Annotated in this window: 21 protein-coding genes; 15 read left to right on the top strand and 6 right to left on the bottom strand. The window is 37.3% G+C overall.

All coding sequences use genetic code 11. From position 1 onward, the window contains the following. Window positions 1–167: 167 nt before the first annotated feature. From A3Q33_RS12740 to A3Q33_RS12715, 6 genes are all read left to right on the top strand, one after another. Window positions 168–581, top strand: a complete 414-nt coding sequence (locus tag A3Q33_RS12740; RefSeq protein ID WP_081151981.1) for a YjfI family protein — start codon at window positions 168–170, stop codon at window positions 579–581. 23 nt (window positions 582–604) lie between these two features. Continuing rightward, window positions 605–1294, top strand: coding sequence for a PspA/IM30 family protein (locus A3Q33_RS12735; protein WP_081180280.1), 690 nt, complete (start codon window positions 605–607; stop codon window positions 1292–1294). A gap of 95 nt (window positions 1295–1389) precedes the next feature. Further along, complete coding sequence (locus A3Q33_RS12730) at window positions 1390–2028, top strand: hypothetical protein (protein ID WP_081180279.1); 639 nt, start codon at window positions 1390–1392, stop codon at window positions 2026–2028. 2 nt (window positions 2029–2030) lie between these two features. Further along, complete coding sequence (locus A3Q33_RS12725; protein WP_081180278.1) at window positions 2031–2360, top strand: hypothetical protein; 330 nt, start codon at window positions 2031–2033, stop codon at window positions 2358–2360. 56 nt (window positions 2361–2416) lie between these two features. Then, window positions 2417–2905, top strand: a complete 489-nt coding sequence (locus tag A3Q33_RS12720) for an ion channel (RefSeq protein ID WP_231295663.1) — start codon at window positions 2417–2419, stop codon at window positions 2903–2905. A gap of 218 nt (window positions 2906–3123) precedes the next feature. Next, window positions 3124–3384, top strand: coding sequence for an Lpp/OprI family alanine-zipper lipoprotein (locus A3Q33_RS12715; protein ID WP_081151975.1), 261 nt, complete (start codon window positions 3124–3126; stop codon window positions 3382–3384). Window positions 3385–3480: 96 nt separating this feature from the next. Here A3Q33_RS12715 and A3Q33_RS12710 read toward each other — a convergent pair whose 3' ends face one another. After that, entirely contained in the window at window positions 3481–4365 is an 885-nt protein-coding gene (locus tag A3Q33_RS12710; protein WP_081182579.1) for a L,D-transpeptidase family protein, read from the bottom strand. A gap of 157 nt (window positions 4366–4522) precedes the next feature. Continuing rightward, window positions 4523–6046, bottom strand: coding sequence for a CYTH domain-containing protein (locus A3Q33_RS12705; RefSeq protein WP_081180277.1), 1524 nt, complete (start codon window positions 6044–6046; stop codon window positions 4523–4525). Window positions 6047–6264: 218 nt separating this feature from the next. On the opposite strand from A3Q33_RS12705, the gene A3Q33_RS12700 reads away from it, so the two are divergent. From A3Q33_RS12700 to A3Q33_RS12685, 4 genes are all read left to right on the top strand, one after another. Continuing rightward, complete coding sequence (locus A3Q33_RS12700) at window positions 6265–6864, top strand: TIGR04211 family SH3 domain-containing protein (RefSeq protein WP_081180276.1); 600 nt, start codon at window positions 6265–6267, stop codon at window positions 6862–6864. A 61-nt stretch (window positions 6865–6925) separates the two neighbouring features. Then, window positions 6926–8434, top strand: coding sequence for a capsule assembly Wzi family protein (locus A3Q33_RS12695; protein WP_196797953.1), 1509 nt, complete (start codon window positions 6926–6928; stop codon window positions 8432–8434). 511 nt (window positions 8435–8945) lie between these two features. Next, on the top strand, window positions 8946–9968 hold the full coding sequence (locus tag A3Q33_RS12690; protein WP_231295662.1) for a CDP-glycerol glycerophosphotransferase family protein: 1023 nt from the start codon (window positions 8946–8948) through the stop codon (window positions 9966–9968). After that, complete coding sequence (locus A3Q33_RS12685) at window positions 9965–10360, top strand: FAD synthase family protein (protein ID WP_081180273.1); 396 nt, start codon at window positions 9965–9967, stop codon at window positions 10358–10360. Before A3Q33_RS12690 ends, A3Q33_RS12685 begins: the two co-directional genes overlap by 4 nt. Before the next feature lie 42 nt (window positions 10361–10402). On the opposite strand, the gene A3Q33_RS12680 is transcribed toward A3Q33_RS12685, so the two are convergent. Continuing rightward, a complete protein-coding gene (locus A3Q33_RS12680) occupies window positions 10403–11446 on the bottom strand; it encodes a CDP-glycerol glycerophosphotransferase family protein (RefSeq protein ID WP_081180272.1) in 1044 nt (347 codons plus the stop codon). A 61-nt stretch (window positions 11447–11507) separates the two neighbouring features. Beyond that, complete coding sequence (locus tag A3Q33_RS12675; protein WP_081180271.1) at window positions 11508–12272, bottom strand: glycosyltransferase family 2 protein; 765 nt, start codon at window positions 12270–12272, stop codon at window positions 11508–11510. A gap of 473 nt (window positions 12273–12745) precedes the next feature. On the opposite strand from A3Q33_RS12675, the gene leuA reads away from it, so the two are divergent. From leuA to leuD, 4 genes are all read left to right on the top strand, one after another. Next, window positions 12746–14353, top strand: a complete 1608-nt coding sequence (gene leuA / locus A3Q33_RS12670; protein ID WP_081180270.1) for a 2-isopropylmalate synthase — start codon at window positions 12746–12748, stop codon at window positions 14351–14353. 86 nt (window positions 14354–14439) lie between these two features. After that, a complete protein-coding gene (gene leuB, locus A3Q33_RS12665; RefSeq protein WP_081180269.1) occupies window positions 14440–15552 on the top strand; it encodes a 3-isopropylmalate dehydrogenase in 1113 nt (370 codons plus the stop codon). Between the two features lies 1 nt (window position 15553). Further along, entirely contained in the window at window positions 15554–16972 is a 1419-nt protein-coding gene (gene leuC, locus A3Q33_RS12660; protein ID WP_081180268.1) for a 3-isopropylmalate dehydratase large subunit, read from the top strand. 1 nt (window position 16973) lies between these two features. Beyond that, the gene (gene leuD, locus A3Q33_RS12655) at window positions 16974–17570 is read left to right on the top strand and encodes a 3-isopropylmalate dehydratase small subunit (RefSeq protein WP_081180267.1); all 597 of its coding nucleotides are present in this window, start codon (window positions 16974–16976) and stop codon (window positions 17568–17570) included. A 164-nt stretch (window positions 17571–17734) separates the two neighbouring features. Here leuD and A3Q33_RS12650 read toward each other — a convergent pair whose 3' ends face one another. Continuing rightward, on the bottom strand, window positions 17735–19372 hold the full coding sequence (locus A3Q33_RS12650) for an AAA family ATPase (RefSeq protein ID WP_081180266.1): 1638 nt from the start codon (window positions 19370–19372) through the stop codon (window positions 17735–17737). Between the two features lie 146 nt (window positions 19373–19518). Here A3Q33_RS12650 and A3Q33_RS12645 point away from each other — a divergent pair, with 146 nt between their 5' ends. Then, window positions 19519–20784, top strand: a complete 1266-nt coding sequence (locus A3Q33_RS12645) for a multifunctional CCA addition/repair protein (protein ID WP_081180265.1) — start codon at window positions 19519–19521, stop codon at window positions 20782–20784. A gap of 154 nt (window positions 20785–20938) precedes the next feature. On the opposite strand, the gene A3Q33_RS12640 is transcribed toward A3Q33_RS12645, so the two are convergent. Then, window positions 20939–23506, bottom strand: coding sequence for a TonB-dependent receptor plug domain-containing protein (locus A3Q33_RS12640; RefSeq protein WP_081180264.1), 2568 nt, complete (start codon window positions 23504–23506; stop codon window positions 20939–20941). Between the last annotated feature and the right edge of the window lie 410 nt (window positions 23507–23916).

Genomic DNA, 23916 nt, shown 5'->3' with positions numbered 1-23916 from the left:
ATTAAGATAAGTTAATATAAATTAATATAAGTTAAGTTAAGAAATAAAATGAATTAGCGCTTGACATAATATGTCATAATGCTAAATTAACCCAGTACGACATAATATGTCGTTAGTAAAAGCAGTTTTACTGATTTTACGCTACTTATTAGAACATGAGGATGAACATGAATATTCATAAGATAGCTGACTACTTAAATACCTTAGCAGATGATTCTGACACGGGCATGGTTTTTGATTGCCAACCTATTTCAGGTGAAGTTGATGTATTACAAATAACAGTATTTGGCCGTGAAGAGTTACCCATTTTTGTCTCGGTAACCGATGATCAAATTCTTTGTATCACTTACCTCTGGGGTGAAGAAGAAGTTAAAGCAAACAAATTGAATGAGATGCACGTAAGTATGTTGGAAATGAACATTCCAATGCCGCTATCTTCATTTTCAAAAATTGGTGATAAATATGTCATTTTTGGCGCGCTGGCTATTAGCTCTACCTTTGATGATATCGAACACGAACTAGCGGTATTGAGTAACAATGCACTAGAAATTATTGACGACATGAGTGATTACTTAATTTAAGCAGCCACCTTAGGAGTATTATTATGAGTATTTTCAAAAAAATTATGACCGCTATTCGCGGCGGTGCAACTGAAGTGGGCGAATCAATTATTGACTCAAATGCTACCCGTATTTTTGAACAAGAAATTCGTGACGCAGAAAACCACTTAACCAAAGCTAAACGAGATTTAACCGGTGTTATGGCACAGCAAATGTCGTCTAGCCGTGACGTTGAGCGCATAAAACGTGAAGTAGTAGAGCATGAAGGTTATGCCGTTCAAGCTCTTGATAAAGGTGATGACGAACTTGCTTTAGCTGTCGCTGAGAAAATATCAACGCTTGAAAATGAACTAACTACACAACAGCAAGCACTTGATAGCTTTCAAGGAAATGCTGAACGCTTAAAAGATTTAGTGAAAAAGAGTGAACGTCAAGTGGCTGAATATAAGCGTCAATTATCTATGGTGAAAACCACAGAAAGCGTGCAAAAAGCTACTTCAGCAATTACTGATAACTTTTCATCAAGTAATTCTAAGCTATTAAATGCTAAAGACTCTTTAGAGCGCATTAAAGCTAAGCAACAAAAGTTTGATGATCGCATGAAAGCCGCAGAAGTACTAGAGTCTGAAAACTCAGATACTTCACTTGAAGCTAAGCTAAAAGAAGCAGGCATTGGTGCAAGTGACAATAACGCGAATTCAGTTTTAGAGCGTTTAAAAGCTAAACAAAAGTAAATAACAAATTGCTATTACCGCTTTGTATCATTGATGCAAAGCGGTTTTTTAGCTTAATTTAGGTCGATTATTCGCCATGATATTCGGAGTAAACTGTGAGTTTTTTTAAAAACATATTCAAAAAACCAACACAAGAGCGCAAACTCAATAATGTCAAAGAACTCACCCTTGGTGATATTATTGTAATGTCAGACAGTTTTGGTTTACCCACGGCACTGCGAGCACAAGAATTTCAAGTCAGTGCGGTTAACAGTTATGAATTTGAGCATAAAACTCAAGCTGAGTGGGTTTTACAAGGCAATAATGACTTAGAATTATACTTAACATTGGACGTTGACGATAAAACCTACTTAAAGTTTTCCTTGAAAATATTACACCAAGACGTCGAAACACTGTTTGATCTTGAGCAGTTTGCTGAAGTTTTCGATGAACCCGGCCAAGCTCAATTAACACGCATAAAAGATAGCAACAATACTTCCGGCTGGAGCAGCGAAATATACCAGCAAAGTAGCTATGCACAAGTGGGTTACTTTCATCGTAAGGATTATCGCAAGGATGAACTTTCAGCTTATGAAGGGAAAGACAGCGGCGAACAGTTTGAGCTATATACACTGTTTAATGAAGATCAAGACAAAGGCTTAGATATTGAGGTGTGGCAAGACGGTGACACCGAAGTATTTTTAACCTTATTTAGACCCACGACAGATATTGTTGATATGTATCCAGGGAGTTAATTGTGTCGCGAAAAATCCCCGAGAAATGGCAATCATCAATCAAAGCAGTAAAAGCAGTACAAGTTGCCTTTGATATGGATGAAAAAATTCAGCTTGCCATTAGAAAGCAAGCTTTAGAGGCAGGTATTAGCCCTTCGGAGCAAATTAGAGATATTTTAGGGCTACCAACTAATAAACGTCCAAAACGCCCAAGATTAACCGTCAGCTTATCTGCTGATGATTATACTTTGCTTGGCGAAAAGTATGACTTGCGTGCAGAACAACAACTTGAAATTAAGAAGAAATTAATGGATGATTTAATCAATTACGTTGATAACACCCTAATTGATTAACGCTGAGCTTTATTTAATTAGATGCAACCATTAGACAAAGCAAGTAAGAGATTCAAATGATAGTCGTTCAAAAAGCTATGGAAAAAACTAATTTATACCGTGTTGATGACTTCGGGGTAAAAAATTACAACTACGGTTTTATAGGCACTATCTCTTTATTTTTATTTTTGACCTTAAATTTATCATTAGGTTACATCACCTATCAAGCTGAACTCGGGCTGGTTGATTCACCAGTTAAAAGCTATGCAGATGCCATTTGGCTTATGGTCATGTCTTCTACTACCATTGGTTTTGGCGATGTATATCCCATAAGTTTTGTTGGTCGAGCGTCTGTTTTTATTATGTTTATTTTAGGCATCGGTTTACTTGGCGGCATGGGGGCGGTATTTGTTAATAAAATATTTGGCTTTGCTGATACCAATATTAAAAATCGAGAGTTAAGAATGCAAAACTCACAAATTATTGCTCAAAATACAGAAATTAATAAAAAACTTTTAGCCTTAGAAGAAAAATTAGAAGCTTTAACCAAATCACTTAATAAATAGCCTTAGCTTAGTCAATTCAAAAAATAAGCCAGAATACAGTTATTTTACCAAGTTGATTACTTCAGCTGTATTCAATGATCAATATCCACAAAAACACCTTATTAAACGACACTTTCCGCTAATGTAATCTTACTAATTAATAGCTTTTGGGCGTGTGATAATTTTGTGCCATACTAGCTTAGAACACTAAACTTAATAAAAAACACAGGGATCCTATTATGTTATTAAAAAAATTAACGCTTGTAGCCTTAGTTGCCATTATTAGCGGTTGTGCAAATAACTCAGCACTAGAAGCAAATATTTCACAATTAAACCAAAAAGTTGATAATTTAACAGAAAAAGTGAATAGCTTATCTTCTCAAACTAAAGCCGTTTCAGCTGAAGTAAACGAATTGGGAATGGCACAAGAGCAAACAAACCAAGCTGTAAAAGATACCAACGAACGTATTGATAATGTTGTTGCTAGCTATAAAAAGTAAGCTACCTGCAGCGAGCTTAAATCCGCTCGGTTGAATTGATAATAAACACTAAACCTTTGTTTAGTGTTTTTTTTTATTTTTAATGGCGCTAAAATTTTAACGCACATGTAATTGCGTGACTAAACCTTTTGGGTTTTCGACTTGCTGTAGTAATAGCATTTTATCGTCAGGTGAGTCGCCAACAAATTCGGTTACTGCACGAGTGATTTCAGCTTTACTTACAACACCATCATCACTTGTTAGTGGGCTATGTACTTCTATTAACCTTTTATTTGGTTCATAGGATAGTTTTATTGTCTGATCAACAATGCGTACCGGTGTGTTGATTTCAACATGCTGATATAGCCACTCGATATCATCATCATATAAACGAATACAGCCTGAGCTAGCTCGCATACCAATACCAAAACGCTGATTTGACCCATGCAATAAATAGACACTTGTACCTAAACGTAAGGCATATTTACCAAATGGATTTTTCGGCCCTGCAGGTACTTCATCAGCTAATTTTCTGCCATGTTCAGCGAAATAGCGCGCTTTCATTTCACTTGTTGGGCGCCAAACAGGATCTTTACGTTTTTCACCTATGTAACTCACCGTTTTAGGCGTTTCTAACCCTTGTCTGCCAATGCCAACAGGGAAAACATGAACCTTGTCGCTATTTTCGGGAAAATAGTACAAGCGTAACTCGGGCAAATTTATAATAATACCTTCACGCTTGCCAAACGGCAGCAGCATTTGGCTTGGTATAACCAGTTTTTGGCCGACAGTAGGTAAAAAAGGATCAACGCCAGGATTAGCGGCCATTAGCGCGAGAAAACCCACATCATATTGTTCAGCAATTAGTTGAAAATAATCTCCCTTGGCAACTTCATGGTATTGCGGCTCACCAATTAATCTTGAACCTGCCTCAGGTAGCGAATATATTTTTGCAAAGCTTACCGTCGTCATAAAACTAGACAGTAATAAAATATAACTCATAGCGATAACTATAAGCTTGGCTGATAAAAAACGTTTAATAAAAATAACGGCGGTCACTCTACGGGTTAAATAAACATCATAAACTAGCTTAGTTTATTATTAAGTTTGAATAAATTAACAATGAACATCAGCAGCTTATTAAAAATAGATACTGATGTTACTCAAGCCAATATGGCGGCATGGCGATTGCTATAGCCTTAGTATTGTCTAGTGCTATTAACAAACCTTCTACTTTACTTTGTTGCCATTGAACGATTTTTTTAGGCGGCTCAGAAAGTTTCTCTAATTGCAGCTGAATAATCCAAAGCGATTGCAATTCACTTATGCCTTGCTGCAAGTCTAACCAAGGGCGACGAAATTTATCACGTAATTCGTTATTAAATAATCCCGCAAGCCAAGTGCCAGTTAATGAGCTGCGATATAAGGGCTTGCTTTGCGCAATGTAACGTTGACAGTGCGAGCTCGCCATATTTTTCATCTGCGTACTAATTTCACTTAAGCTAAGTTGAATTTTTTCTTGAGCAAATTTAATAAGGGTATCGCTGCCTTCATTAGCCTCTACAGATTTATTTTCATTGCGTAATAAATACAGTTGTAATATCGAAAGTTGCAGTTGATTAAAACGGCTACTGTGTAACAGTTGGCTAATGTCTTCACTGTTAGGAAATCGACGTTTTTCTATTTTAAGTTGCGTGATAAGTTGCTTACTAAAATCAAGTTTTTTACGGTAATTACCCGTTTTATTGGTCAGCTCACGCAAATGTATCGCGTTATCAACCCAAGCAAGTAAATGAATAAAGTGGCTTAATTCATTTCTGATCAGCAATTCTTCTTCAGATAAATAATCTGCGAACAACCAAAAACCATGGCGTATAACCGCTAAGTTTGCTTTTACTTTCACTAACTCATCTAAGGTTTGAGTGCCTAAATAACCCTCAATACTTTTTTGTAGCAAAGTAAGACCGTGACCTAGCCCATAGGTAAAGGCTTGTGAAATGGAGCTGCTACGATTTTCACAAATATAACTTGTTTGCTGAACTTGCTTAGTACTTTGCTCAGTAAGTGGCTCAGAACGCCAAAGTGCATAACCTCGTGCCGCTTTACTTTTAATGCCAGGGCGCAGTGCTAGCTCTTGAAAAAGTAACGAGGCTAAGTTAAACAATGCTGTCGTATCGCCTTGCACTAGCTCAAATTCAAGTTCATGAATAGTTTCTGTTTTATCTGAGCTGGCAATCTCACCTTGGTCATAAGCCAATTCAACCACATTGCCATTAACATCGGTAATCAGCCAAGTGCAGCGTTTAAAATCGGTATTGAATAAAGCGACTAGTGCTTGTTGAATATTTGCTACCGATTGTCCCGGTTGCCAAATTTCATCTGGAAAAAGTGTTAAAATTGGGAGGTCACTTTCAATATTAACATTATATTCAGGACGACTATGCAAACCGCCCACAACCTGCCCTGCGGTTTTAATCGTTTGTTCAGTATGGCTATTGCTGCGGCGAACTCTTAATCCCATATCATGTTGTCGTAAATTCAACTCAGGGGTATCAAAATAGCAATTTGCGAGCTGCTTTTCTTGATAGCTAAAGTGAATATTTTCACGGCTTAATGTGTTGGTTATTTTTTCTATAGTGTTATCGCCTAAAACTAAATATTTAAGCTCTATTTCGGTCGTCATACTTTTCCAATATTAGTTATAAATCAAGCTCATTAGCTGCAACGACAATCTTTTGAGAATATTTTTCGTACAATGGCAGCAAATAATAACCTCAATATTACATGATTGATATTTTATAGCAAAAATCTTAGAAATCTAAGCGACATCACTTGCTATCATACCTGCAAAGTCCTACTATCTTTGCCATTCCTGTTTAAAATGGCGCTATTGGTTATTTCATGATGAACATAAAACAAACATTCGTTACTCTACTGTTATTAACTCCCTTATTTTCTTTCGCTGAAGAGGCGAATTCGTCGACTACTGCTGGATATATCTCTGAAGATTTAATTGTTTATATGCACACCGGTGCTGGCAAAAATTATCGTATACAAGGTACGGTAAATTCAGGTGAAAAAGTCGTACTAACGGGTAAATCTAACAATGATTACAGCGAAATCATTACAGATAAAGATCGTACCGGTTGGATTGAAAGCAAGCATGTTTCAACGAAACCAGGCATGCGTTACGTTATTGCTGATCTCAATGAAAAACTAGCTAGTTTTCAAGCAGGGAAAAGTGACATTACTCAGCAACTAAACGAAGCTATTAGCGAAATTGACTCATTAAAATCTGAACGTAGTGATTTACAAAATAGCATATCAGCCCTCAATATGGATTTAACACAAACTAAATCACAATTGAAAAATCAAGATACTAGTATTAAAAAACAATGGTTTTTTAATGGCGCAATCGTCTTAGGTATTGGTTTATTATTTGGTTTGATCTTACCGCGCTTATTTTCAAAGCGTAAAGCAAGCATGGAAAATTGGGGTTAACTTTTTAATTATAATTTAAAAAGTTACGCTATATATTACTCATAGAATTGAAACTCATATTTTGAAATTACATAAATTATTTTACACGTTATCTTTTTTTAGCTTTTTAACGTCCGCTGAACCTTGGATCGACACATCAAATATATACCTCAGAGCGAGTATTCAACAACTCGCTGACGCTGGCCATATAAAAACACCCGTAACAACATTTCCATTAATGTGGCTAGATATAGGGCGTGATTTAAAGCATGTCGAATATTCCGCTTTAAATAGTGCTGAAAAACAAGCTTTTGATTATGTAAATCATCAATTTAGAATGGCTAAACAAAACAGTAAAAAATTAGAGTTTAACACCGCAAATAAAGACAAACGTTTCACGAGTTTTGGTGAGGACTTTAGAGACAAAAATAATATAAAAATCCAAACGAGTCATATGACAGACTCTTTTGCCTTCGGTTTATCAACAAGTTACACCTTCTCACCACAAGATAACGACAAAACGCGTTTTGACGGTAGTTATGTTGCAGGTTTTATCGGCAACTGGGTGGTTTCGTTAGGTAAACAAGACCGATGGTGGGGACCTGGTTGGGACAGCAATTTAAGCTTAACCAATAACGCTAGGCCTATTTCAGCGATTTCATTATCACGAAGATCAGCAACGCCATTAGAAATTCCATTCACTGAAATTGAAATTCCTTGGACCGTAACTTCTTTTATGGGCGTTATGGACGATAATCGCGTTATTGACGACACCCTGCTTTGGGGCTTTAGGCTAAATTTCCAGCCATTCGATGGCTTAGAAGTTGGCCTCACTCGATTAGCACAATTTGGCGGCAAAGGCCGTTCAAAAAGCTTCGGTACTTTCTGGAATGTCTTATTAGGCAAAGATAACTGTGGCGCTTCAGGACTCGATTGTGGCGTAAATAAAGAAAACGAACCCGGTAATCAGCAAGCCGGATACGACTTACGCTATTCATTCAACGTACTCAACACTCCTGTGGGTCTATATGGTCAATATTTTGCGGAAGATGGTGATAATAGCGGCTCTTCATTAAGCTTTTTAACAGAACCACAAGTGCAAGTAGGTATAGATACCCATTTAAGGCTTTTTTCTGCGCCAACAACTATTTACTTAGAATACACCGATACCTACGCTGACTGCTCTGATACAGATGATAGCAGTGTTGGTAACTGCTTTTATGAACATCATATTTACCAAACAGGTATGCGTTATCAACAAAGAACCTTAGGTAATTTATACGATAACGATGCAACCAGCGTGGTTTTAGGCTTTATTACTACCATAAGCCAAAATACAAATGTAACGAGTAAAATTCGTCATTTACAACTCAATAAAGATAACAACGACAGAGCACCGGGTAATCTTACTATTGGGAATCCGCTGACAGAAATAGCAGAAGACATGATCATGATCTCGACTAAAGTTCAGCATAGCTATAAAAACTGGCGCTATACGTTAGGTTTAGACCTAAGTAATTCTACATTTGATAATGATGTTAAAGATAAGAGTCAAACAAACTTATTTTTAAAAGTGGAATATAACTTATAAAATCGATTTGACTAATTAAGTAGTCTACATTTCATGGGGAAAATGGATAAATACGAGATATAAAACATAAACAGTAGTTATTCTGTTTATCAATTTTATATCGTTGTACTGTTCATTTTACCTCTGAAAAAATGATAAATTAATTAATCAGTTTGATAATACTTCAATCAAATAACTTAGCTTCTTACTGAATATAATTGTTATATCATCTGTCAGCAATTTATTAACTCTACTATTAAAGAAAAATCCCCCTCGATAAATAAAATATCTAAGCTGTCGATTTGATAGCTACCTGCCAATAAATAATTTAGCTAATTAGACGTAAAATCATCAAAAAATTCTCTTAAATCAATTCATATCTAACTTAGCGTTACATATTGTAACAAATAATGCATACTTAATAATCAACTGGTTTTAAAGGATTAACTCACCAGCATTACTATTAGTTTTAAGAGAGATACTAATGCGTGTTTATTTCGACATTTTGCACCTTTATTATGTACCACAATATTTGCCAGTAAAAAATGCATTAGAAGCCAAAAATATTGAATGTGTTTTTATTCTATATCAGCAAGAGCATTTAAATAATACTTTAGAGAGTTATGTAAAAAATCATAATTTAAATTATGTTTGGGTAAACGACAGAAAAGAGGCTAAAAAAATATACTTAGAAGCTAAGCCTGAATGGATAATTTTTGGTAACGCCACCGATGACTTAAATGAAATACATTGTTTTTCAAAAACAGCATTAATGCAGCACGGTATAGGTCCAAAATCATGCTACTACGATGTCTCTTATTCCCCAATAATGTATCGATTTGTTGAAGGAAAACACAGACTAGAAAGATTACAGAAAACTTTTCCGAAAAAAATATTTATTGATACTGGCTATGCGAAGCTTGATCCTATTATCAATAATACTGAAGCTAAAATAACCCTTGAAAGTTTAGCATTAGATCCAAGCAAGAAAACGATACTGTATGCCCCTACTTTTTACCCTAGCTCTATTGAATGTTTACCACAAAATTTTCCTGATCTTTTCAAAGAATACAATATTATTATCAAGCCCCATTTTTTTTCTTTAATCAAAAGTAAATATAAATCGCAGAAAGAAAAACTAATTAATTGGAGCCGTTATACAAATGTATATGCTTGTGACGTGGATGATGTTTCTATCCTGCCATTTATGCAACTTGCCTCAATAATGATCAGTGATGCATCGTCAACTCTCTTCGAATTTACCGCGCTCAATAAGCCCGCTATTTGGTGTGACTTTTATAAACTACGATGGTCTTACCGCGGCATATTTAAGTTTAGATTAAATAAAAGATTAGATAATGACTTAAAGTACTTTGGACAAGTTGCCGCAAGAGTAACAAATATAAAGGAGCTTATTGAAAATACAAAGCTGCATCTAAATGAGCCACAATTAAACGAAGTAAACAGACTCGAAATGTCTGAATATTTAACCGGTAAGGTTGACGGTAAATGCAGTGAAAGAATTGCCAAATTTATTGTAGGGGAATGTGCATGAGAGTGATAACTTTTGGCACTTTTGATGTATTTCACGTCGGCCACGTTAATATTTTAGAGCGCGCTAAACGTCAGGGTGTGCATCTTATTGTCGGTGTTTCGTCAGATAATTTGAATATGGAAAAGAAAACTAGATATCCTATATATTCAGAAGAGGACAGACAGCACATTATCAGTTCATTGCGCTGCGTAGACGAAGTGTTTCTTGAGCAATCTTTAGAACTCAAAGCGGAGTACATCAAAAAATACAATGCCGACATTCTCGTGATGGGTGATGATTGGCAAGGTAAATTTGATCATTTGAAAGATCTTTGCAAAGTTATTTATTTACCAAGAACTCCATCAGTTTCCACAACAGAAATTATTGAAGTTGTGAAAACAAAGCGACATTAAAGTTAAATGATTAAGCAGCTTTGCTAGCGCTAATTTTTCTTATTAAAATTTCCAGTAGCTTAGCTCTTTCCGCATTTTAAATGCCCGAATTAAGTTCATTGGCTTAGATTTAGCTGCCCGCTCAGCCGAGTTAATCATATTTTCAACTTTATCTAGAATCCTAACTGATGCCAAACCATCTTGAGCAGGGTGAGTTTGACTAATAAATTCTTGTATGTTTTTCATCAACCATTCTGGCTTCTCTAAAGCAAGCGCTAACGATTCTTCAAGTTTATTAGCATCTTTGATATTAATAAGATAATCGTTGGGGGAAATATTATTAAATGTTACCACCGGCTTACCTTGTAATAAAAACATAATTAAAACTGATGAAGTATCACAAAGCATTACATCTGCCTCTTGCAGCAACGGAATAACATTATCTGTTTCTACAAAGGTTAAATATTCACTTTGAATAGCTTTATATTGTGCAACTATTTTAGGATCCATTTTAGGATGAAATTGGATTTTCCATTGCCACTTACCTGTTTGACTTAAGCGCTTAATTGTATCCAACAAAATTGGAGCACAAGTTAAATTGCGAGAAAAGGTTGAACACATCAACACAGTCGGAATGTTACTTTTGTTGTCGACTAAAGGTTCAAATAGAGGATCTATTGCTGGCCAGCCAGTCTCACAAACTAAAAAATGCTGATGCTTATTAGCTAGCGCTTGAAATGTTTTTGTGGTGTTTGGCCCTTGCGTACAATAAAGATCAAAACACCCTCTAATGTTAAAATGATCTTCACGCCCTTTCCTGTTAAGTTTTCCTGAGTTAAAGCCATGAAATACGGCAACTTTAAGTCCAGGAATAAATGCCGGCACCGTATTACCTGGAACAAATACTGCAATTGGCCCGTATCTATTTATATCACTTATTGATTCAATTTTTGTCTCATTACTGCGTAAAAATTCATGTCTAATTTCGGAACCATACAAAAACCAACGTACTTCGCCGCCTCTTGCTAGGATCGCTTTTTGCAGCGGCCTAAGAATAGCAAAACTATAGTTTTGACTAATAAAAAACAGGTATTTTTTGTTTGTCATCAATGATATATCTTCATTTAATTATTAACGGGTTAGCAAAAGACGAAAATGGGTGGTTCTTTTAGCTTTCTTCCTGCTCCAAATACCAAAGTCCTGCATACTTATTAAAAGAGGATTGCGCGAAAACCATTGCCATCATCAATCCTCTACTGCCATCTAAAAAACCTAAGCGAAGAATATAAATTAGGAAAAATGTCCAAATTGAGCGAATCAAGGCAAAATAAATACCTAAGCTTGGTTTTTTATTCTTACGGTACTTAAGTGTTGTTTCCCATGCATAAAGTCGAGTTTTACTCATTAAATGTTCAAAATTCCGGAGTGAATTATGCATTAAGAGTCCTTTTTTCAAAGTGGATACTTTACCTTTAGTCACTACATTCGCATGTACGACAACTTTCGTTATATCTGCACCATCACGTTTAAAAAGTCTTTTAGGTGCTCTGGAAGAACGACCAAATTTCATTAATTTACCTAGGATAATATTACCCCATGGTAGTTTAAACGCAACTTCTTGTAAATTTGGATTAGATAGCTGACTAGTAATTTCCGCTTTCATTTCATAATCAAGATATTCATCTGCATCAATAATCAAAACCCATTCGCAGGTTGCCTGCTGTAATGCACGATGTTTTTGAAAGCCATCTCCTGGCCAATCGTCAGTGATCCATATTTTATCAGTGTATGCTTTTGCAATTTCAACTGTTTTATCGGTGCTACCTGAATCAAAAAGTATTATTTCATCAGCAAAGCCTTTTAATGACTCCAAACAGGGTATAATTCTATCTTCTTCATCTTTACTAATTATCAATGCCGAAATTGTGCGCATAACGTACCTATATGTGTAAAAACCAGGAGTTATTAATCTCCAAAGTGTTCAAAGTGATTTTCGCGCAATAATAACAACAATACACTAATAAAAACAAATGTTTATAATGCCTTTAGCTGATTTTAGTTCTAATTATTAATTAAGAATGATTTTCCATCAATTTATGGCTATTCAATGCACATTTTTACTGTAAAGATCATATTTTCATTTATATCTATTTTTTTATTGACAACCAAACACTAATTAAGTTAAAAATAGGGTACTAAATATTTATTCTCTTAATAAAAAAACATAAATGAAAAATTTCAACAACAACATTCTTATTAACCTCCTCCTCGTATTATCCACGCGCGGCTAGGTTTTATTGCTTAAAAATAAATAGATAACATAATAAAACACTAAACCCGCGCTATTCAACGCGGGTTTTTTTATGCTCGTTATTTAGCGTAAACACTTTTAAATCAGGGACAAACATGGGCACTTCTAACGATAAAGTAATTATTTTTGACACAACATTACGTGACGGCGAACAGGCACTAAACGCAAGTTTATCGGTACATGAGAAACTGCAAATAGCGCACGCAATTGAACGCCTTGGTGTCGATATTATGGAAGTGGGTTTTCCAGTATCTTCACCGGGTGATTTCCAGTCTGTGCAAGAGATAGCACGGACAGTGAAAAATGCGCGAGTTTGTGCGTTAGCTCGCGCGGTTGAAGCCGATATTAAAGCCTGTGCAGATGCCTTAAAGCCTGCAGACCAATTTCGTATCCATACCTTTATTTCTACGTCTGATGTACATGTTCAGCAAAAATTGAAAAAAAGCTTTGCTGATGTGCAAGCCATGGCAATACACGCCATTAAATATGCTCGCCGCTTTACAGATGATGTCGAGTTCTCGTGTGAAGATGCGGGTAGAACCCCAATAGACAACTTATGCCGTATGGTTGAACAAGCTATTATAGCGGGTGCTACAACAGTCAATATTCCTGACACGGTTGGTTATACTTTACCGAACGAATTCGGCGGTATCATTGAAACCTTATTCAATCGCGTACCTAATATCGACAAAGCGGTTATCTCCGTACATTGTCATAACGATTTAGGTTTAGCTGTCGCTAACTCTATGTCAGCAGTGCAAGCAGGCGCAAGGCAAATTGAATGTACCATTAACGGCATTGGTGAGCGTGCAGGTAATTGTTCACTTGAAGAAGTTGCCATGATCATGAAAACTCGCCATGAATTGTTGGGCGTGCATACTCAAATTAATCATCAAGAAATTGCCCGTACCTCAAAATTAGTCAGCCAACTTTGTAATATGCCCGTGCAATTGAATAAAGCCATTGTAGGTGGCAACGCTTTTAGCCATTCATCAGGTATTCATCAAGATGGCATGTTAAAAGCCAGTAATACTTATGAGATTATGACACCAGAAAGTGTCGGTATCAGTAAAACTAAATTGAATTTAACTTCGCGCAGTGGTCGACACGTTATTAAGCACCGCATGGAAAGCTTAGGTTATCAAGAGTCTGATTATGAAATAGAAACGCTTTATGCTGACTTTTTAGCCTTAGCGGATAAAAAAGGCCAAGTCTTCGATGATGACTTAGAAGCTTTACTTTTTAATATTAAACAACAAGACCAGCAAGACTTTTATCGCTTACAAACAGTAAACGTACAAAGCGGCGGTAGTGAATTTGCTACTTCGAGCATCAAACTTGCCATTGGCGATGAACATAAAATTGTTTCTGCAACCGGTAATGGTCCCGTAGATGCACTTTATCGCGCAATTAAAAAAGCCATTGATATTGAATTTGAAGTAAGCGATTACAAAATTTCAAACAAAGGTGAAGGTGAAGATGGTTTAGGTAAGGCTGATATTGTTGTCTCATGGCAAGGCAGAAATTTTCATGGCTACGGCCTAGATACTGATGTTATTAAAGCGTCAGGACATGCCTTAGTCAATGCACTTAATGGTATTCATCGTGCTATTACGATTGCCGAGCTTAAAACTGAGCTAAAAACAGAACAAAATATCGAGTTTGTAAAAGAAGCGGCTATTGATGGTCAAAACCAAATATAGCCAATTCAATATAAACAGATAAAAACTCGCTAAACTTAGCTAGTTTAAATTAAATTCAATTTATAAATTTATAGGTTTAAAACACTATGTCGAAGATTGCAGTATTAGCCGGTGACGGTATCGGACCAGAAGTTATGGCCCAAGCAGAAAAAGTTTTACAAACAGTTGCCCAACAATATGATTTTGAAATAACTACTCAGCATTACGACGTTGGCGGCTGTGCTATCGACAATCACGGTAAAGCACTACCAGCTAGCACTATCAAAGGCTGCGAACAAGCCGACGCTATTTTATTTGGTTCGGTCGGTGGCCCAAAATGGAGTCATTTGCCTCCAACTGAGCAACCTGAAAGAGCTTCTTTACTAGATTTACGTAGCCATTTCGGACTATTTTGCAACATGCGTCCTGCAAAGCTACAAAGCGCTATGTCCCATCTTTCACCACTTCGCGCTGATATTTCTCAAGCAGGTTTTGATATTTTAGTGATTCGAGAATTAACCGGTGGTATTTATTTTGGCGAGCCTAAAGGGCGAAAAAACCAAGGGCAAGAAGATGAAGCCGCCTTTGATACCATGATTTACTCTCGCAAAGAGATAAGCCGCATAGCACACCTTGCCTTTCAGTCTGCTCAAAAACGTCGTAACAAGGTTATTTCTATCGATAAGGCCAATGTATTAGCTTCGTCACAATTATGGCGAGAAGTGGTTATTGAAGTGTCAAAAGACTACCCTAACGTAGCTGTTGAACACATGTATGTTGATAACGCCGCAATGCAATTAGTGCGTAACCCTGGTCAGTTCGACGTTATGTTATGTTCTAATCTTTTTGGTGATATTTTATCTGACATCTGCGCCATGATAACAGGCTCTATGGGATTATTACCTTCAGCAAGCTTAAATGAGCAAGGCTTTGGTATGTATGAACCCGCTGGTGGCACGGCGCCAGATATAGCAGGAAAAGGTATTGCTAACCCTATCGCTCAAATTCTTTCAGTAGCATTAATGCTGCGTCACAGTTTAAATCAAGTTGAAGCAGCTGATGCTATCGAAAATGCAGTGGCAGACGCACTTAACGCGGGTAACTTTACCGGCGATCTATTAAGTGAAGACCAGCGCCATAACGCTAAATCAACCAACGAAATGGGCGACATTATCTGTCAATATATAGTTAACAACCAAAAAACTTCAGGAGCACACTAAAATGGCGACCACTTTATACGAAAAATTATGGCAGAGTCATATCATTGAAGAAAAGACGGGTGAAACACCGTTAATCTTTGTTGATCGTCACCTAATTCACGAAGTTACATCTCCACAAGCTTTCGCCAATTTAAAATTCCATAATCGTGTATTGCGCCATCCTGAGCGTACGATTGCGACAATGGATCATAATGTTTCTACTCGCTCTATTGAAATTAATGCCGCAGGAGAAGGTGCAGCAAATCAATTGAGAACGCTTGAGAAAAACTGTAAAGAGTTTGGTATTGAGTTATTTAACATGGGTCATAAAAACCAAGGTGTTGTCCATGTTATCGGCCCAGAATTAGGCTTAACGTTACCCGGTACTGTAATTGTTTGTGGCGATTCGCACACTTCTACTCATGGTGCTTTTGGCGCTTTGGCATTTGGTATTGGCACATCTGAAGTTGAACACGTTTTCGCAACGCAAACATTACGTCAGACTAAAGCTAAAACCATGAAAATTGAAGTTAAAGGCCAAGTTGCCCCTGGCATTAGTGCTAAGGACATTATTTTAGCTATTATTGGTAAAACAGGCAGTGCGGGCGCAACGGGTTATGTGGTTGAATATTGTGGTGATGCCATTGAACGCTTAACGATGGAAGAGCGTATGACGGTCTGTAATATGAGCATCGAGTTTGGTGCCAAAGCAGGACTTATAGCGCCGGACGCCACCACTTTTGACTATTTAAACGGCAAAGATTACGCGCCAAAAGGCGAAGTGTGGCAACAAGCCGTTGAAGATTGGCAGAAACTAAAATCAGACACCGACGCCACTTTCGATAGCTACTTAACACTTGAAGCCAAAGATATTAAAACCCAAGTGACTTGGGGAACAACACCAGGGCAAGTAACTCAAGTTGATAGCGTTGTACCATCACCTGAAGATTTCACGGATCCTGTTGAGCGCGACTCTTGTGTTGCTGCATTAAAATATATGGGGTTAACTGCCGGCACTAAAATTACTGACATTGCGATTAATAAAGTCTTTATCGGTTCGTGTACAAACTCAAGAATTGAAGATTTACGCGCCGCCGCCGCTATCGCCAAAGGTAAAAAAGTGTCACCTACAGTTGATGCGATTGTTGTACCAGGCTCTTACCGTGTTAAAGAACAAGCCGAAGCTGAAGGCTTAGCACAAACATTTATTGATGCAGGTTTTGAATGGCGCTTACCAGGCTGCTCAATGTGTTTAGGTATGAATGATGATATTTTAACTGAAGGCGATCGTTGTGCTTCTACCAGCAACCGTAACTTTGAAGGCCGCCAAGGCCGTGGTAGCCGAACTCATTTAGTCAGTCCAGAGTTAGCTGCAGCTTCTGCTATTGCAGGACATTTTGTCGACTTAACCACTATAAACAAACAAGTTCAAGGAGCATAACATGGAAAATTTTACCCAACATTATGGTTTAGTTGTGCCATTGGACGCAGCAAATGTTGATACCGACCAAATAATCCCGAAACAATTTTTACAAAAAACTACTCGTACAGGGTTTGGCCAACACTTATTTAACGATTGGCGCTATTTAGATAATGACGGTAAAGAGAATAACCCAGAATTTATTCTAAATAAGCCCGAGTATAAAGACGCAAGTATTTTGCTAACTGGCGAAAATTTTGGTTGTGGTTCAAGTCGCGAACATGCGCCTTGGGCTTTGCAAGAGTATGGTTTTAAAGTAATTATAGCACCGAGCTTTGCTGATATTTTTTACGCTAACTGTATTAATATTGGTGTATTGCCAATTACGTTAACAGCGGCAGAAATAACTGAGCTATTTAAACAATCTAAAGATAGCTTACAACATTTAACCGTTGATTTAATCAATAGCACAGTTAGTTCTGGCGATAAGGAATATAGTTTCACCATGACGCCTTTTCATAAGTACTGTCTTGAAAATGGTGTTGATAGTGTCGGTTGGACGTTAAATAAAATTGCAAAAATAGAAAGTTACGAAGCAAAAATGCCCGCTTGGCAGTAAGTTAATAATTTAAGCCATCAGTCATAATGCTGATGGCTTAAACACTGTATTTAAATTAAAAACGTAAGACTCATTAATTATCAGCTAAACCAACTAAGCCAACTAAATCAACTAAATCAACTAAATCAACTGAATAACCATCCAACCAAATCAGCTAAACTCAATTAATTCCAGGACGTTAGTGCGTCCATGGTAAATTTCTCCCCTCGAAAGCTCAGTATCACTTTCTGCGGTAAAATTTCATTGAGCAGTAATTCACGGCCAATATAATCACCTTCATAACGATCTCGGCCATTAACTCTGACCCAGCCTTGACCATCACTGGCATAAATATGCATTTCAAAAGCTATCGACGGCACACCATCTTGCACCCAAACAGGCATTTGCGTTAGGGATAAAAGGTCGCTGTTATCTACGGTCGGATTTTCAACGCCTTGTTTATTTTGCTTGGTTTCTTCAATAGCCGATTTAAAACTTGCTAATAATGCGTCTGACACCCCTTCTTCTGCTTCAACAACAAAGTTATTTGGCGTTACTTTTTTTTCTGGTTGGGTAAAGTCGTCTGCGCTTTGTTGCTGTGCAATTTGTAGGTTAGCTAATTTTTTTTCAGCAGCAAGTATCTTTTTATTAGTCGCTAATAACTGCTCCTCAGCTGCATTAACTAACGTTGTGCTATCTATATTGTTATTAGAAATAACGGTTTCTTTGTCAGATACTATTTTTTCATTAATCAGGGTTTGTGTGTCAGTAAGCGTATTTTGTACTAATGCATTCTCATTATTATCAGCTGGGGAAATGCTGTTGCTCTGCATTACTGGTTGAGCCACCTTAATGCTAGTCTCATTATCTGTAGCCATTAAACTGGGCTTTGATTGAAAACCCTGCAGTTGATAAGTTCCCCACCAAATTCCAATTACAAGCACAACAGTTAATGCTGAAATTACCCCACCCACTTTAACAAAGCTACTTTTCCACCAAGCTTTAACTTCAAATTCATCACCTAAGGCATCATGCGCTGCTTGTAAGACTATTTTACGATTAACCACGGCATTGTTACTGTTATAAGCGTTCATTAAAGAGCGCTCTGCTAACAGGTTCATTAAGCGAGGTATGCCGTTACAGGTTTTATGAATTGCGCTGACAGCACTTTTGTCGAAAATATTTCGAAAACACTTAGCCACCGATAAACGATGTTTAAGATATTGAGCCACTTCTTGTTTGTTTAGCGGTAATAAATGGTATCTCGCGGTAATTCGTTGCGCTAATTGGCGTAAATCTCGACGCTGTAACAATTGTTGCAGTTCAGGTTGCCCAATCAAAATAACTTGTAAAAGCTTTTTGGTATTGGTTTCTAAATTGGTTAATAACCTTAATTGCTCAAGCACTTCAGGCTGTAAATGCTGAGCTTCATCAATAATTAGCAGTGTATTTATATTGTCACTGTGATTCTTAAGTAATTTTTGTTGTATTTTATCGGTCAATGTTTTTAACGTGGCACCTGTTTTGCGATAACGAATTTTTAATTCATCGCACAGGGTGGCGAGTAACTCTTGACTAGAAAGTGTTGGGTTAAGAATAAAAGCTGCTTGGGTATTCTCGGGTAAATTTTCCATTAAACGACGGCTGAGCGTAGTTTTTCCAGTACCTACTTCGCCGGTAAGTAGCACGAAACCACCGGTATCACCTAAACCATAGGTTAAGTGATTAAGTGCTTCGCGGTGACGATCACTCATAAACAAATAATCAGGGTTCGGTGCAATTGAAAATGGCTTTTCTTCTAAACCAAAATAGCTTGTATACATAGAAAATCTTAACTAATGAATCGACCCTGTGAAATTACCTTGAACGCAGGCATATGTCAAAAATCAGCTGCATTTGTGTTAGAGTTTATTGGTATAATAACCCCTTATTATTTACTTATTTATTTTCAGAGGCTTAAAGCGCTTAAATGGCAGATATAACCCAACTACTTAACACGTTTTTAGTCGGTGGCGCCGTTCGTGACTCGCTGCTTAATCGTGCCGTTGTAGATAACGACTATGTCGTTGTCGGCTCAAGTGTTGATGAAATGCGTAAACTCGGTTTTATCCAAGTAGGTAAAGACTTTCCGGTATTTCTTCACCCCAAAAGTAAACAAGAATATGCGTTAGCGCGTACAGAGAAAAAAGCAGGCCAAGGCTATACTGGCTTTAACTGTAATGCCTCTTCTGATGTTACCCTTGAAGAAGACCTAATGCGCAGAGATTTAACCATTAACGCCATGGCGATGGATATAAATGGCAAAATTGTTGATCCTTATCATGGTCAAGTAGATCTAAAAAATCGAGTGCTTCGCCATGTTTCATCCGCATTTATTGAAGACCCTCTACGCGTTTTAAGGGTTGCCCGGTTTGCTGCTCGTTATCATGCCTATGGTTTTACTGTCGCGCCTGAGACAATATCTTTAATGACACAACTGAGTGAGAGCGGTGAGTTGTTAAGCCTTTCTGGGGAGCGGATATGGCAAGAAATGGAGCGCAGTTTAGCCGACGCTAACCCTGAAGTTTTCTTTAATGTTTTGTATCAATGCCAGGCATTAAAATCAATTTGGCCTGATTTACATAATTTATGGGGCATTCCAAATCCAGCTAAATGGCACCCTGAAATCTGTTCAGGTTTGCATACCATGATGGTATTAAAACAAGCGGTATTATTATCGACAAAAACCACCGTAAGATTCGCCAGTGTTTGCCATGATTTAGGCAAGTCGTTAACAGAAGATGAAACGTTACCATCACATCCTGGCCACGAAACTGCTGGCTTACCACTAATTGAGGCATTATGTACTCGTTTAAGGGTGCCAACAGCACATAAAAACTTAGCCTTAAAAGTTTGCCAGTTCCATTTGCATGTACATAAAGCGTTTGAATTAAAGCCTAGCACTACGTTAAAACTATTTGAACAACTCGACGTTTGGCGAAAACCAGCAGAATTTGAAGACTTTTTACTGTGTTGCCAAGCTGACTTTACCGGACGTTTAGGGTTTGAAACACGCGAATATCTGCAAAAAGACTTTCTTTATCGCGCATTTGAAATGTTAAATATGATCACAGCTAAACCTTTTGTTGAGCAAGGTTTAAAGGGCCTACAGATAAAAGAAGCGATATCGCAGCAGAGATTAAAAGTTCTAACACAATTCAAAGTCGACTATTTGCAACAAAACAATATCATATAAGTTTGATTAATTATGTGATCAACTTGCTATGACTTGATTTAACCCTTTAGATTAAACACTAGCCAATTGTAAGCCTTGATTCAATTTAAAACCTCAGGCATAAAAAAAAACCATATCAATTGATATGGTTTTTTAGCTTTAACTTACTTTTAATTTAAAAGTTATAAGTTGCTTTTACGTAGTAGAAACCACCGTTGTAATCAAACGGGCCACTTTCGTAATATTGAGCACCTAGTACACCGTAAGATTCTTCAGGTAACTTATGAGCTTCTTGGTCGAACAAGTTATTAGCACCAGCAGATAATGTAATGCTGTCATTTAGGTAGTAACTTACTTCTGCATCAATAGTAACGGCTGAATCAGCAGTTTCATTCCAACAGCCAACTGCACAAGTATCATCAGCGTGTGTTGCAAAGTACTCACCAAAGTAGTTAACACGAACAAATGCCGATACATCTTCCCATGATTGAGAAATAGTGAAAGTTGCGCGATGATCAGGCATACCTTCTTCTAAACGATGTACTTTACCTTCATCGGTAGTGGCTGGATTAAATTTATCAACTGTCGTTTCATTCCAGTTATAGGCTAATGATAGTAACGTATCACCGTCCATTAATGCCATTGAATAGTTAGCAACAATATCAACACCTTGAGTAGTGGTATCAAAATCATTAGAAAAGTAAGTTACCGCTGAAATCAGTTCCGGATTCACAACACCAAGCGCTTCAAGTTGAGCATAATCTGCCGCTAAAACGTCAATTTGGCTAGACTGTGCTAAACGATCTGTTACTTCAATATTGTAGTAATCAAGTGTAAAGAAGAAATCGTCGTATTGATAAACACCACCAAAAGCAAAGCTTTTTGATTCTTCTGGCGTTAATTCTTTACCACCGTAAAACGCAGACAACGGGTTAGTTGGTGGCGCAAGGAAGGTTTGAATTAATTCACCCATCACTAATGATGTTTGAGTATTTACTACGTTTGCTTGGCCAACCGTTGGTGCTCTAAAACCTGTGCTATGAGAAGCACGTAATGAAATTTCATCATTAAGTGAGTATTGAGCCGTTAGCTTATAGTTAGTTGTGCTACCAAAGGTATTGAAATCTTCATAACGTACTGCAGCACCAAGTAAAAAGTCTTCAGTTAATTGTGCTTCAACATCAACATAAGCCGCAATATTACGACGGTCGTTACGGCCTTGAGTTTCAGGACCAAAACCTTTAAAGCCATGAGAACCAATGTTGAAACCTTGGTCTGCAAAAGCACCCGCTTCCCAAGACGCTTTTTCGCCTGAAACTATTTCAAAGCTTTCTTCTCGCCACTCTAAACCTGTCGCAACATTGACCAGTTCATCAAGCCCCATATCAATACCTTTAACTAAATCAAAGTTAAAGGTTTTTTCCATTTGAATATAGCTACCTGTTTGAAAATCAACAGGGGTTTCTAAACCAAGTGATGGGTTTAAGGTGTTTTTTAAATTAAATTTAGATTCGTTACGACCTACTGAACCACTTACATCATAGTACCAACCTTCAAGCATGCCACTGTTAATGTCACCTTTAGTACCAACAGTTAATGAAGTATCAGTAATATTGCCACCAAATTGCGGAGTATAACCACCTGGGAATATTTGGTTCATTGAGAAACAGTTAGGATCGGCAACCATTGCTTGATATTCAGGAGTATTTAGAACATTACCAACATTAGCAGGTACAACATCACACGTGCGAGCTGCGCCCTGTGATTGTGCGATATCACCAACAAGTAGTGTTTCGCCACCATCAATAGAGTAAACGTTGCCACGGTTATGTGGGTTACGGTAGTAGAAACCACCGGTTACATCACGTTCAGAATAGTTACCAAACATATAAAATTCTTTATCATCACCTAAATCTAGACCAACATTAGCGAATAAAGTAATGTCATCTTTAACTTCAGGATTACCCCAAATTTGTGCTGGATCTTGAATTGAAGTGTTACCTGCGTCTGCAATGCCTTGTGCATCAGGACGTTGTACACTTCGGCTAGTAGCATCAGCATTTTTTAATTGAAAGCTTAAGTTTACAAAACCATCTTTCGTAAATGGTAAACCAACGTTACCGTCTACGATCATTTGATCACCATCACCTTCATAATATGAACCATGTTTCACTGACATTGAACCGCCATCTGAATCATCTTTCAATACAAAGTTCATTACACCAGCAATGGCATCAGAACCATATTGCGCTGCAGCACCATCTCGTAATACTTCAACTTGCTTTATAGCAACACTTGGGATAACTGAAATATCAGGACCTTGTGCACCATCATTAATACCGCCACCTTGGAAAGCAATAACTGATGCACGGTGACGACGTTTGCCGTTTAAAAGTACTAACGTTGAATCAGATGGTAAACCACGTAAGTTAACTGGGCGAATTAGTGATGCAGCATCACTAATAGGTTGTGCACGTGCGTTCAATGATGGAATAGCACCAACTAACATATCTAGCATGTCACTTGACGCATTTTTACCTAGCTCATCGCCACCAATAATATCAATTGGTACCGGTGATTCGGCTACTGAACGTGGCGCTGAACGTGAACCAATAACGGCGATACGTTCAACACTTTCTTTTTTTGCTGCTTTTTCTGCAAAACCAGCGGCGAAACTTGGAGCTGTTCCAAGTGCTAAGCCAACAGCAATAGCTAAAGTACCAATACGGAATGTTGTAGACATTTTATTTCTTCCTAATATATGAATATGTTTTTTATAGTTATCTATTTTATAGTTATCTATTTTATAGTTATCTATTTTATAGTTATCTATTTTTATAATTTATTTTGCCTTTTGCGCTTATCACCAAACCACGATGTTATTATTATTCGTGCGGATAACCCAAAAGGCTTGATTCTTTTATAAAACAGCTAGAAAAACATTACAAGTAGTGATTTTATTGGCCCTTCGACAGTAAATGTATAAAAAGAATTGATATGCAAGAGTATACACAAGCCGTCAAAAAGCTGATTAACATATGTAACCAATCTGTAACCCACATTCTACATGCCTTACAAGAAAAAATTAAAACAAACAACATACGAGATATTTCGCATTAAACTTAACTGTCTTTGCATATTTACTCAGTTAAA

Origin of the sequence: Colwellia sp. PAMC 21821 (genome assembly GCF_002077175.1) — a bacterium.
Lineage (GTDB): Bacteria > Pseudomonadota > Gammaproteobacteria > Enterobacterales > Alteromonadaceae > Cognaticolwellia.
The sequence above is the reverse complement of the archived record's forward strand: the minus strand, read 5'-3'. Positions and strand labels throughout refer to the sequence as shown.